The sequence below is a fragment of the Pseudomonas sp. FP453 genome, assembly GCF_030687495.1.
Lineage (GTDB): Bacteria > Pseudomonadota > Gammaproteobacteria > Pseudomonadales > Pseudomonadaceae > Aquipseudomonas.
On record NZ_CP117435.1, the window covers coordinates 609,608 to 621,834 of the forward strand.

Consider the following 12,227-nt stretch of genomic DNA (forward strand, 5'->3'; position numbering starts at 1 on the left):
TTAGGTATGCGCTTTCGCGCGTTGGTTGCTGTCGTAGGGGTGTTGCTTGCGGCAATGACTGTCAATGCTCTGGCTGCTTCGCAGGTGAAAAGTGTGCGCCTGTGGCGAGCGCCGGATAACACGCGACTGGTGTTCGACCTGTCTGGTCCGGTCCAACACAGTGTCTTTACCCTGACGGCGCCCGATCGCCTGGTGATCGACATCAACGGTGCGACCCTGGCCGCGCCGCTGAAGGTCTCCACCGCCAACACCCCGATTACCGCCATGCGCTCGGCCCAGCGTACGCCGACCGACCTGCGGGTGGTCATCGACCTGAAAAAGACCGTCACTCCGAAAAGCTTCGTGCTGGCGCCGAACGCCCAGTACGGCAACCGTTTGGTGGTCGATCTGTTCGACAACGCTGCCGACGCCAACCCGCCGCCAGCGCCACCGCCAAGTGTCGCGACGGTGCCTGCGGTGCCGGTCAACCCGACACAGCCGCAGGTCAAGTTGCCGCCGCTGCCACCGGCCCCGGCGGGCAAGCGCGACATTATCGTGGTGATCGACGCCGGCCATGGCGGCGAAGACCCGGGCGCCTCGGGCTCGCGCGGCCAGCATGAAAAAGACGTGGTGCTGGCCATCGCCCGCGAACTGCAGCGCCAGGTCAACGGCATGAAGGGCTACCGCGCCGAGCTGACCCGCACCGGCGACTACTTCATCCCGCTGCGCGGGCGTACCGAGATCGCCCGCAAGAAGGGCGCCGACCTGTTCGTCTCCATCCACGCCGACGCCGCACCGTCCACCGCCGCGTTTGGCGCTTCGGTGTTTGCCCTGTCGGACCGTGGCGCCACGTCGGAGACCGCCCGTTGGCTGGCCGACAGCGAAAACCGTTCCGACCTGATCGGCGGGGCCGGCAACGTGTCCCTCGATGACAAGGACAAAATGCTCGCCGGCGTGCTGCTCGACCTGTCGATGACCGCCTCGCTGACTTCCAGCCTGAACGTCGGCCAGAAAGTCCTGAGCAACATCGGTCGGGTCACCTCGCTGCACAAACAGCGCGTGGAGCAGGCCGGGTTCATGGTGTTGAAGTCGCCGGACATCCCGTCGATCCTGGTGGAAACCGGCTTTATCTCCAACGCCAACGAAGCCTCGAAGCTGGCCAGCGCCAGTCACCAGCAGGCCTTGGCGCGTTCGATCAGCGCGGGTATCCGCCAGTTCTTCCAGCAGAACCCGCCGCCGGGCACGTATATCGCCTGGCTGCGCGACTCCGGCAAGATCGCCCAGGGCCCGCGTGACCATCGCGTGCAGCCGGGCGACACCCTGGCCATGCTGGCCGTGCGCTTCCAGGTGTCGGCCGCGACGTTGCGCAGCGCCAACAGCCTGAAGACCGATGAATTGAAAGTCGGCCAGGTGTTGACCATCCCCGGCACCGAATTGGCAGCACAGTAATGAGTGAATCAGTCTTGAACAACGGCTCGCGCATCGAGCTGCTCAGCCCGCGCCTGGCCAACCAGATTGCCGCCGGTGAGGTGGTTGAACGTCCGGCATCGGTGATCAAGGAGTTGCTGGAAAACAGCATCGACTCCGGCGCCAAGCGCATCGACGTGGACGTGGAGCAGGGCGGCGTCAAGCTGCTGCGGGTGCGTGACGACGGCAGCGGCATCTCTTCCGATGACCTGCCGCTGGCCCTGGCCCGTCACGCCACCAGCAAGATCCGCGACCTCGAAGACCTGGAGCGGGTGATGAGCCTGGGCTTTCGGGGTGAGGCGCTGGCGTCCATCAGCTCCGTGGCGCGCCTGACCTTGACCTCGCGCACCCGCAGTGCCGAACAGGCCTGGCAGGTGGAAACCGAGGGCCGCGACATGGCGCCTCGTGTGCAGCCGGCGGCGCATCCGGTGGGCACTTCGGTGGAAGTGCGCGACCTGTTCTTCAACACCCCGGCGCGGCGCAAATTCCTCAAGGCCGAAAAAACCGAATTCGATCACCTGCAAGAAGTGATCAAGCGCCTGGCCCTGGCGCGTTTCGATGTGGCGTTTCATTTGCGCCACAACGGCAAGACCATCCTCAGCCTGCACGAAGCCCACGACGAAGCTGCGCGTGCGCGCCGCGTTTCGGCGATTTGTGGCGCGGGCTTCCTGGAGCAGGCGCTGCCGATTGAAATCGAACGCAACGGTTTGCGCCTGTGGGGTTGGGTTGGCTTGCCGACGTTCTCCCGCAGCCAGGCGGACTTGCAGTATTTCTTCGTGAATGGTCGTGCAGTGCGCGACAAGCTGGTGGCCCACGCGGTGCGCCAGGCGTATCGCGACGTGCTGTTCAACGGGCGGCACCCGACGTTTGTGCTGTTCTTCGAGGTCGACCCCTCGGTGGTGGACGTCAACGTGCACCCGACCAAGCACGAAGTACGCTTCCGCGATGGCCGCATGGTGCATGACTTCCTCTATGGCACCTTGCACCGCACCTTGGGCGATGTGCGCCCGGATGATCATCTGGCGGCGCCGATCGTCACGGCCGTGGTGCGCCCGAGTGGGCCGGAGGCGGGTGAGTTTGGCCCTCAGGGCGAAATGAGCCTGGCCGGCAACCTGCTGCAATCGACGCCGCCGCAGCCATCGTTCGCGGCGCCGGGCAGCGGCGCGGGTGCGGGCTATCAATATCAATACACGCCGCGTCCGCAATCGGCCGTGCCGGTGGCTGAAGCGCAGGCGGCGTATCGCGAGTTTTTCGCGCCGTTGCCGGGCGCCGAGCCGGGTGCTGCGGTGGCCTTGCCGGAAGGTGGCGGTGATATTCCGCCGTTGGGTTACGCGCTGGCGCAGCTCAAGGGCATCTATATCCTTGCGGAAAACGCCCACGGCCTGGTGCTGGTGGACATGCACGCCGCCCACGAGCGGATCATGTACGAGCGCCTCAAGATCGCCATGGCCAGCGAAGGCCTCAGCGGCCAGCCGCTGCTGGTGCCGGAATCCCTGGCGGTCAGCCAGCGCGAAGCCGATTGCGCCGAAGAGCATGCCGCTGTGTTCCAGAAGCTCGGCTTTGAGCTGCAACGCCTGGGCCCGGAAACCCTGGCCATCCGCCAGATCCCGGCGCTGCTCAAGCAGGCCGAGGCCAACCGCCTGGTCGCCGACGTGCTCGCCGACCTGATGGAATACGGCACCAGCGACCGCGTGCAGGCGCATATCAACGAGCTGCTCGGCACCATGGCCTGCCACGGCGCCATCCGCGCCAACCGCCGCTTGGCCCTGCCGGAAATGAACGGGTTGCTGCGCGACATGGAAAACACCGAGCGCAGCGGGCAATGCAACCATGGCCGACCGACCTGGACCCAAATGGGCCTGGACGATCTGGACAAACTGTTCTTGCGCGGTCGCTGATGAGTGCCTTGCCCCCCGCGATCTTCCTGATGGGCCCCACGGCCGCAGGCAAGACCGACTTGGCCATCGAGCTGAGCAAAGTGTTGCCGTGCGAGTTGATCAGCGTCGACTCTGCCCTGGTTTACCGGGACATGGACATCGGCACGGCCAAGCCGTCCAAGGAGCTGTTGGCCCAGTATCCGCACAAGCTGATCGACATCATCGACCCGGCCGAGAGCTATTCGGCGGCGGATTTCCGCACCGACGCCCTGGCCGCCATGGCCGAGATCACCGCACGCGGCAATATTCCGCTGCTGGTGGGCGGTACGATGCTCTATTACAAGGCTTTGCAGGAAGGCCTGGCGGATATGCCGGCGGCCGACCCCCAGGTGCGCGCCGAGCTTGAGGAAGAGGCTGCGCGCCTTGGCTGGCAAGCCTTGCACGACCAATTGGCAGCCATTGACCCGGTATCCGCCGCGCGCATTCACCCCAATGACCCGCAGCGTCTCAGCCGTGCGTTGGAAGTCTGGCGTGTGAGCGGCCAGACCATGACTGAACATCGGCTGAAACAAACTGCGCAAAGTGCCGACGCAGGCGCATCTGGACGGTCACAATTGCCCTATACTGTGGCGAATCTGGCCATTGCCCCGGCGAATCGCCAGGTGCTGCATGACCGTATTGCACAAAGATTCACAATTATGTTGGAACAGGGGTTCGTGGACGAGGTCGTAGCACTGCGTTCCAGAGGTGACCTGCATCTAGGGTTGCCTTCGATACGTGCTGTAGGCTATCGCCAAGTCTGGGATCATCTGGATGGCAAGCTGACGTCAGCCGAAATGCAGGAACGCGGCATCATAGCCACGCGCCAATTGGCGAAGCGCCAGTTCACCTGGCTGCGCAGCTGGAGCGATTTGCACTGGCTGGACAGCCTGGACAGCGACAATCTGTCACGCGCCTTGAAATACTTGGGAACGGTCTCCATATTGAGCTGAGTCCTTGCAATTGCCGTCTATCCTTGGGGGTGTGACGGCCTTGAGCTATCTATTTTCCGATTTTTTATTATTGATCCTTAAAGGAGTGCGGCACATGTCAAAAGGGCATTCGCTACAAGACCCTTACTTGAATACTTTACGTAAAGAGAAAGTGGGGGTTTCCATCTACCTGGTCAACGGTATCAAGCTGCAAGGCACGATCGAGTCGTTCGACCAGTTCGTGATCCTGCTGAAAAACACCGTCAGCCAGATGGTCTACAAGCACGCTATCTCGACAGTCGTTCCAGTGCGTCCAATCCGTCTGCCAAGCGCAGCGGGTGATGAAGCAGCTGACGCTGAGCCAGGTAACGCCTGATAGGAGTCTCCTTTGTTCTTTGAGCGCCACGGTGGTGGTGAGCGGGTAATCCTCGTTCACTTGGATGGACAGGACCCTGAGGCGCGCGAAGATCCGCAGGAGTTTCAGGAGTTGGCGAATTCGGCCGGCGCCGAGACCGTTGCGTTTTTTAACGTACCGCGTCATCGGCCAACCGCCAAATTCCTGATTGGCAGCGGCAAGGTCGAGGAATTACGCGACCTGGTCCACGCCGAAGAAGCCGATCTGGTGATCTTCAATCACGTCCTCACGCCCAGTCAGGAACGTAACCTCGAACGTGTGTTCGAGTGTCGCGTGATCGACCGTACCGGTCTGATTCTCGATATTTTCGCCCAACGCGCCCGTACCCATGAAGGCAAGCTCCAGGTTGAACTGGCCCAGCTTGACCACATGAGCACCCGGCTGGTTCGCGGCTGGACTCACCTTGAGCGTCAAGGTGGCGGTATCGGCATGCGTGGCCCGGGTGAAACCCAGCTGGAAACCGACCGCCGCCTGCTGCGGGTGCGCCTGCGCCAGATCAAGGGCCGCCTCGAGAAAGTGCGCAGCCAGCGCGAGCAATCGCGCCGTGGTCGTTCCCGCGCGGATATCCCTACCGTGTCCCTGGTGGGGTATACCAACGCCGGCAAGTCCACGCTGTTCAACAACGTGACCAAATCCGACGTCTACGCGGCCGACCAGTTGTTCGCCACGCTCGACCCGACCCTGCGCCGTCTGGATCTGGACGACCTGGGGCCGATTGTCCTGGCCGACACCGTGGGTTTCATTCGTCACTTGCCCCACAAGCTGGTCGAGGCATTTCGGTCTACGCTCGAAGAGTCGAGCAATTCCGACCTGCTGTTGCACGTGATCGATGCGGCCGAACCGGATCGCATGTTGCAGATCGAGCAGGTGATGCTGGTGCTGGGCGAGATTGGTGCCCAGGACTTGCCGATCCTCGAGGTCTATAACAAACTCGATTTGCTTGAAGGCGTTGAGCCACAAATCCAGCGCGATGAGAACGGCAAGCCCCAGCGGGTCTGGCTGTCGGCGCGTGATGGCAGTGGTCTGGAGCTGCTTGAACAAGCCATTGCCGAGTTGCTTGGCAGTGATTTGTTCGTCGGCACCTTGCGCTTGCCCCAGCGTTTTGCTCGACTGCGTGCACAGTTCTTCGAGCTGGGCGCAGTACAGAAAGAAGAATACGACGAAGAAGGTGTCAGCTTGCTGGCCGTTCGATTGCCGCGCACGGAGCTTAATCGGCTGGTCAGTCGTGAAGGCGTTGTACCGACAGAGTTCATCGAACAACACACTTTGCAATAAAAGCCTCCGAAAGCGGTTGTGCCGCAGTAGCAGGCATTCTGTAGCATTGGTCGGCGCGCCGTGGGTGCGTCTTTGCTTTATCAGATGGAGAGCGCTATGGCTTGGAATGAGCCGGGTGGCAACTCGAATAATCAGGATCCTTGGGGTGGTAAACGCCGCAATAATGGCGACCGCAAGGGGCCACCAGATCTCGACGAGGCCTTCCGAAAGCTGCAGGAAAGCCTGAATGGGTTGTTCGGTGGTGGAAAAAAACGTGGTGGTGACGATGGCGGTCGCACAAGCAAGGGCGGCGGCTATGGCCTGCTGGGCCTGGGTCTTGTCGTGCTGGCGTCCGTCTGGCTGTACAGCGCCGTCTATGTCGTGGACGAGCAGGAACAAGCCGTGGTGCTGCGCTTCGGCAAGTACTACGAGACTGTCGGCCCGGGCCTGAACATCTACTTCCCGCCGATCGACAAGAAGTACATGGAAAACGTCACGCGTGAGCGTGCCTATACCAAGCAGGGCCAGATGCTGACCGAAGACGAGAACATCGTCGAAGTGCCGCTGACCGTGCAGTACAAGATCAGCAACCTGCAAGACTTCGTGCTGAACGTCGATCAGCCTGAAGTCAGCCTGCAGCACGCGACCGAAAGCGCCCTGCGCCATGTGGTGGGTTCCACCGCCATGGACCAGGTGCTGACCGAAGGTCGTGAACTGATGGCCAGCGAAATCAAGGAACGCCTGCAGCGTTTCCTCGATACCTATCGCACCGGTATCACCGTGACCCAGGTGAACGTACAGAGCGCAGCGGCACCGCGTGAAGTGCAGGAAGCCTTCGATGACGTGATCCGCGCCCGTGAAGACGAGCAGCGTTCGCGCAACCAGGCTGAAACCTACGCCAACGGCGTCGTGCCGGAAGCCCGTGGTCAGGCCCAGCGTATCCTTGAGGATGCCAACGGTTACCGTGACGAAGTGGTCTCCCGCGCCAAGGGTGAAGCAGATCGCTTTACCAAACTGGTCGCCGAGTACCGCAAGGCACCGGAAGTTACCCGTGAGCGTCTGTACCTGGACACCATGCAGGAAGTCTTCAGCAACACCAGCAAGGTTCTCGTGACCGGCAACAAAGGTGGGCAGAACAACCTGCTGTACCTGCCGCTGGACAAGATGATCGAAGGTGGTCGTAGCAGCACCAGCGCACCGGCCACCGGTTCGACAGCCGCTGCCAACGAAGCGAGCGCCCGTGCGGCCGCTGACTTGCTGCAACAGCAAACACGTAGCAGGGAGAGTCGTTGATGAGCAATAAATCGCTGACCGCCCTGATTGTGGGCGTCGTCGTGGTCATCGCGGCCTGGAACTGCTTCTACATCGTGTCTCAGACCGAGCGCGCGGTGATGCTGCAATTCGGTCGCGTGGTCCAGGCAGATGTCCAGCCGGGCCTGCATGTGAAAGTCCCCTTCGTCAACCAGGTGCGCAAGTTCGATGCGCGCCTGATGACCCTGGATGCACCGACGCAGCGCTTCCTGACCCTGGAAAAGAAAGCCGTGATGGTTGACGCCTACGCCAAGTGGCGCGTCAAGGATGCCGAGCGTTTCTACACGGCAACCTCGGGTATCAAGCAACTCGCCGACGATCGTTTGTCGCGTCGTCTTGAGTCGGGCCTGCGTGACCAGTTTGGTAAGCGCACCCTGCACGAGGTGGTGTCCGGTGAACGTGACGCGCTGATGGCTGACATCACACGTTCGTTGAATGCAATGGCGGAAAAAGAGCTGGGCATCGAAGTAGTCGATGTTCGGGTCAAGGCCATTGATCTGCCGAAGGAAGTGAACCGCAGCGTCTTTGAGCGTATGAGCACCGAGCGTGAGCGTGAGGCTCGTGAGCACCGCGCCAAGGGTAACGAGCTGGCCGAGGGTATCCGTGCGGATGCCGACCGTCAGCGTCGTGTACTGCTGGCAGAAGCCTATCGCGAGTCCGAAGTGGCCCGTGGTGATGGTGATGCCCAGGCCGCCGCGATCTACGCCAAGGCCTACGGCCAGGACCAGGAGTTCTACGCGTTCTACCGTAGCCTGCGCGCCTACCGTGAAAGCTTCGCGAACAAAACCGACGTCATGGTGCTGGACCCAAGTAGCGATTTCTTCCGCTACCTGGAAAAATCCAAGTAATCAGCTCGTCACTGGGTAGGACGCACTCCGTCGGGCGGCTAAAACGCCTGGCGGGGTGATCCTTTCAGAAAACGGGTGTATGATGCGGCAGCCGGGAAATTCCCGGCTTTTTTGCGTCTGCATGTTTGATTCGGCAGGCGTGACAGGTTTTTCGAGGAAAGTGCCCGACGAGGCCGATTACAGGCCGTTCGTCACGTCGCTCTTGCGCGTGGTTTATGCAGGGGGCGGGTATTTTCTGCTTCACTCAAGGCTCGGCCGAGGGCTGGCCGCCCGGATCAAAGGGGATTGGCGTAATGGCAACGGTAGACCGCTGGCTGCTGCCAGATGGCATCGAAGAAGTACTGCCACCAGAAGCTGCGCGCATTGAAGTAGCGCGTCGCCAGGTGTTGGATCTGTTCCAGAGCTGGGGTTACGAGTTTGTCGTGACCCCCCATATCGAGTACCTGGAATCCCTGCTGACCGGCGCGGGCCAGGACCTGGATCTGCGCACCTTCAAGGTCATCGACCCGCAATCGGGCCGGCAAATGGGTTTCCGTGCCGACATCACGCCGCAAGTGGCGCGCATCGATGCGCACACCCTGCGTCGCGAAGGCCCGAGCCGCCTGTGCTACGCCGGCAGCGTGCTGCATGCGCAGCCGCGTGCATTGTCGTCTTCCCGTAGCCCGATCCAGTTGGGCGCCGAGTTGTACGGTGATGCGAGCCCGAGCAGTGACGTTGAAGTGATCAGCTTGATGCTGGCCATGCTGCAACTGGCTGACGTGCCGGATGTCCACATGGATCTGGGCCACGTCGGTATCTACCGTGGCCTGGCGCGTGCGGCCGGCTTGTCCGGTGAAGTGGAACAACAGCTGTTCGATGCCCTGCAACGCAAGGCCATCGATGAAGTGATCGCCTTGACCGAAGGCGTGCCGGCGGACTTGGCCGAGATGCTGCGTGCACTGGTCAACCTGTGCGGCGGTCGTGAAGTGCTGGCAGCGGCGCGCGAGCGTCTGGCCAAGGCGCCGGCGCCGGTACTGGCTGCGCTGGACGACCTGCTGGCAATTGCCGAGCGGTTGTCGGCGCGCTTCCCGGAGCTGCCGCTGTACTTTGACCTGGGTGAGTTGCGCGGCTACCACTACCACACCGGTGTGGTGTTCGCGGTGTTTGTACCGGGCGTTGGCCAAGCCATCGCCCAAGGCGGTCGTTATGACGACATCGGCGCCGACTTCGGTCGCGCCCGTCCGGCGACTGGCTTCTCTACCGATTTGAAAACCCTGGTGACCCTGGGGCGTGCTGAGGTCGAGCTACCGTCTGGTGGCATCTGGATGCCCGACAGTACGGACGCAGCACTCTGGCAGCAGGTTTGCCAGTTGCGCAGTGAGGGTCAGCGTGTCGTCCAGGCCTTGCCTGGGCAGCCATTGGCCGCCGCCCGTGAAGCGGACTGCGACCGGCAATTGATTCAGCAGAACGGGCTTTGGCAAGTATCGCCACTGGCTTCTTGAGTTTTCCTGCCGGCCATCGCCGGCACCAAGTTTGCGCGAATGAGGACAAGTGTTATGGGTAAGAATGTCGTAGTCCTGGGCACCCAATGGGGTGATGAGGGCAAAGGCAAGATCGTTGATCTGCTGACCGAACATGCTGCCGCCGTAGTGCGCTACCAAGGTGGCCACAACGCTGGCCACACCCTGGTCATCGATGGCGAAAAAACCGTCTTGCACCTGATCCCGTCGGGCGTGCTGCGCGAAGGCGTGCAGTGCCTGATCGGCAACGGCGTGGTGGTTGCACCTGACGCCCTGCTGCGCGAGATCATCAAGCTGGAAGAGAAAGGCGTACCGGTGCGCGAGCGCCTGCGTATCAGCCCGTCCTGCCCGCTGATCCTGTCCTTCCACGTTGCGCTGGACCAGGCCCGTGAAAAGGCCCGTGGCGAGCTGAAGATCGGGACTACCGGTCGCGGCATCGGCCCGGCGTACGAAGACAAGGTTGCACGTCGTGGCCTGCGTGTGGGCGACCTGCTCAACATGCCGCGCTTTGAAGACAAGCTGCGTGAACTGGTGGATTACCACAACTTCATGCTGGTCGGTTACTACAAAGAGCCAGCCATCGAATTCGACAAGACCCTGGCCGAGTGCAAGGAATACGCCGAGCTGCTCAAGCCGCTGATGCTGGACGTGACCGCTGAGCTGCACGACCTGCGTCGCGCCGGCAAAGACATCATGTTCGAAGGCGCCCAAGGCTCCCTGCTGGACATCGACCACGGCACCTACCCGTACGTGACCAGCTCCAACACCACCGCTGGCGGCGTTGCCACCGGTTCCGGCGTTGGCCCGATGTTCCTGGACTACATCCTCGGCATCACCAAGGCCTACACCACCCGTGTAGGTTCGGGTCCGTTCCCGACTGAGCTGTTCGACGACGTTGGCGCGCACCTGGCCAAGCAAGGCCACGAGTTCGGCGCAACCACCGGCCGTGCCCGTCGTTGCGGCTGGTTCGACGCCGTTATCCTGCGTCGCGCTATCGATGTGAACAGCATCTCGGGCATCTGCCTGACCAAGCTGGACGTACTCGACGGCCTGGAAACCATCAATATCTGCGTCGGCTACAAAGACGCCAACGGTAATGATGTTGCCCCGACCGACGCCGACAGCTACGTAGGCCTGCAGCCTGTGTACGAAGAAGTGCCGGGCTGGACCGAATCGACCGTGGGCGCCAAGACCCTGGAAGAACTGCCAGCGAACGCCCGTGCCTACATCAAGCGTGTTGAAGCGCTGATCGGCGCACCGATCGACATTATTTCGACGGGCCCGGACCGCAACGAGACCATCGTTCTGCGTCACCCGTTCGCGTAATAAGCTGTTGATGTAAAAAGCAAAGGGCTCCTTCGGGAGCCCTTTGTCGTTTCTGCCGTCCGGGCGGCACGACCTTTGCTTCGGTTGTCTCTTTCGCGGTGCTATCAATTTAATGGCACCCGTGGTGGAGGGATTCCCGATGTCTGCCGTTCTCTCATTGTTACAAAGCCGTCTGTTGCGGCCGGTGTTCGTTACCCTAGGTATCGCCCTTTTGGTGCAAGTGCTGGTGGCCGTCGCTCTGACGCGGAGCACCGTGACCGCGCTGGAAGCCGATTTGAGCAATCGCCTGGGCATCGACAGCCAGAAACTGTCTGGCGAATTGGCGCAGGCGGGCAAGGAAGTCACGTCCAGCCTGGACAGCTTGTCGACGAGCACGCGCCAGCGTCTGACGGCAGGATTGTCGACGCGCCTGCAGGAAGAGCAGAAGCAACTGCGTGCGACCCTGGAAAAAGACCTGAAAGACTCCGCCAATGACATGGCCCAACTGCTGGCCTCGGTGGCGCCGCGCGCCATGTGGGACAGCGATGTGCCGACGTTGTCGGAATTCGCCCGGCGTGCCCAGCGCAATCCCAACGTATTGTTTGTGGTCTACGACGACGCAGCGGGTGAGCACCTGACCCGCTACCTGAACCGGGAAAACCCGATCAACAAGGCCCTGCTGGAAAAAGGCCAGGGCGACCGCGCTTTGGACAAAGTCTTGAATGCCGCCAAGAACGACCCGTCGGTGTACTACGTCGAGGCGTCGATCAGCCCCAACGGCGTGGAAATCGGCAAAGTCCTCATGGGCGTCTCGACCGCTTCGGTAGAGGCCGACCTGCAAGCGCTGGACAAGCGTTTCGCCGCCCTGATCGCCAGCGGCGACCAACTGGTCGGCGACAGCCTCAAGGGCGCCGCCGCCGACAGCGCGACGGCCATGGGCGCGCGCCTGCAATCGGCGCAAGCCACCGCCACCCAGATGACCGCCAACACCACCAGCGCCGTACAGGAAGCCGCCGGCACTCTGCGCTGGCGCATCGGCATGGGCCTGGCCCTGGTTGGCTTGGGTGTATTGCTGCTGATCGCCATCGTGCTCGGCCGGCGTGTGGTCAATCGCCTGAAGCTGTTGATTGCCGCCATGGACGACCTCGCGGCGGGCGAGGGCGACCTCACCAAGCGTGTGCAAATCAGCAGCAAGGACGAAATCGGCGACATGGCCTCGGCGGTCAATCGCTTTGTGGATAAGTTGCAGCCCATCGTGCGTGAAGCGGGCGATGTGGCCCAGCGCACCGGCGTGGAAATCG

At 62.0% G+C, this 12,227-nt stretch carries 9 protein-coding genes and 1 pseudogene; all 10 read left to right on the forward strand.

The genetic code is table 11. The features are described from left to right. Window positions 1-6 precede the first annotated feature (6 nt). Window positions 7-1,428, forward strand: a complete 1,422-nt coding sequence (locus PSH87_RS02650; RefSeq protein ID WP_026136555.1) for an N-acetylmuramoyl-L-alanine amidase — start codon at window positions 7-9, stop codon at window positions 1,426-1,428. Then, window positions 1,428-3,344 (forward strand): DNA mismatch repair endonuclease MutL, encoded by a 1,917-nt coding sequence (mutL, locus tag PSH87_RS02655; RefSeq protein WP_032864692.1) that lies wholly within the window; start codon window positions 1,428-1,430, stop codon window positions 3,342-3,344. Before PSH87_RS02650 ends, mutL begins: the two co-directional genes overlap by 1 nt. Next, the gene (miaA, locus tag PSH87_RS02660; protein ID WP_017734958.1) at window positions 3,344-4,315 is read left to right on the forward strand and encodes a tRNA (adenosine(37)-N6)-dimethylallyltransferase MiaA; all 972 of its coding nucleotides are present in this window, start codon (window positions 3,344-3,346) and stop codon (window positions 4,313-4,315) included. The genes mutL and miaA overlap by 1 nt, the downstream gene beginning before the upstream one ends. Window positions 4,316-4,409: 94 nt before the next feature. Next, window positions 4,410-4,670, forward strand: coding sequence for an RNA chaperone Hfq (gene hfq / locus PSH87_RS02665; protein ID WP_016976904.1), 261 nt, complete (start codon window positions 4,410-4,412; stop codon window positions 4,668-4,670). Between the two features lie 12 nt (window positions 4,671-4,682). Continuing rightward, window positions 4,683-5,984 (forward strand): ribosome rescue GTPase HflX, encoded by a 1,302-nt coding sequence (hflX, locus tag PSH87_RS02670; RefSeq protein ID WP_017734959.1) that lies wholly within the window; start codon window positions 4,683-4,685, stop codon window positions 5,982-5,984. 96 nt (window positions 5,985-6,080) lie between these two features. Further along, window positions 6,081-7,256: an FtsH protease activity modulator HflK gene (hflK, locus tag PSH87_RS02675; RefSeq protein WP_017734960.1), complete on the forward strand. Its 1,176-nt coding sequence runs from the start codon at window positions 6,081-6,083 to the stop codon at window positions 7,254-7,256. Beyond that, the gene (hflC, locus tag PSH87_RS02680; RefSeq protein ID WP_017734961.1) at window positions 7,256-8,122 is read left to right on the forward strand and encodes a protease modulator HflC; all 867 of its coding nucleotides are present in this window, start codon (window positions 7,256-7,258) and stop codon (window positions 8,120-8,122) included. Before hflK ends, hflC begins: the two co-directional genes overlap by 1 nt. Before the next feature lie 293 nt (window positions 8,123-8,415). After that, a complete protein-coding gene (locus tag PSH87_RS02685) occupies window positions 8,416-9,603 on the forward strand; it encodes an ATP phosphoribosyltransferase regulatory subunit (RefSeq protein WP_305432396.1) in 1,188 nt (395 codons plus the stop codon). A gap of 54 nt (window positions 9,604-9,657) precedes the next feature. Continuing rightward, window positions 9,658-10,947 carry an adenylosuccinate synthase gene (locus tag PSH87_RS02690; protein ID WP_017734963.1) on the forward strand — a complete coding sequence of 430 codons (1,290 nt, stop codon included), beginning with the start codon at window positions 9,658-9,660 and terminating at the stop codon, window positions 10,945-10,947. A 1,114-nt stretch (window positions 10,948-12,061) separates the two neighbouring features. After that, window positions 12,062-12,115 (forward strand): annotated as a pseudogene (locus PSH87_RS28740) (hypothetical protein); the annotation flags it as partial. Window positions 12,116-12,227: the final 112 nt, after the last annotated feature.

Bases quoted from the DNA above. Each gene is read 5' to 3' on its own strand.
- PSH87_RS02650 (WP_026136555.1), top strand. From the start codon at position 7: ATGCGCTTTCGCGCGTTGGTTGCTGTCGTAGGGGTGTTGCTTGCGGCA.
- mutL (WP_032864692.1), top strand. From the start codon at position 1,428: ATGAGTGAATCAGTCTTGAACAACGGCTCGCGCATCGAGCTGCTCAGC.
- miaA (WP_017734958.1), top strand. From the start codon at position 3,344: ATGAGTGCCTTGCCCCCCGCGATCTTCCTGATGGGCCCCACGGCCGCA.
- hfq (WP_016976904.1), top strand. From the start codon at position 4,410: ATGTCAAAAGGGCATTCGCTACAAGACCCTTACTTGAATACTTTACGT.
- hflK (WP_017734960.1), top strand. From the start codon at position 6,081: ATGGCTTGGAATGAGCCGGGTGGCAACTCGAATAATCAGGATCCTTGG.
- hflC (WP_017734961.1), top strand. From the start codon at position 7,256: ATGAGCAATAAATCGCTGACCGCCCTGATTGTGGGCGTCGTCGTGGTC.
- PSH87_RS02685 (WP_305432396.1), top strand. From the start codon at position 8,416: ATGGCAACGGTAGACCGCTGGCTGCTGCCAGATGGCATCGAAGAAGTA.
- PSH87_RS02690 (WP_017734963.1), top strand. From the start codon at position 9,658: ATGGGTAAGAATGTCGTAGTCCTGGGCACCCAATGGGGTGATGAGGGC.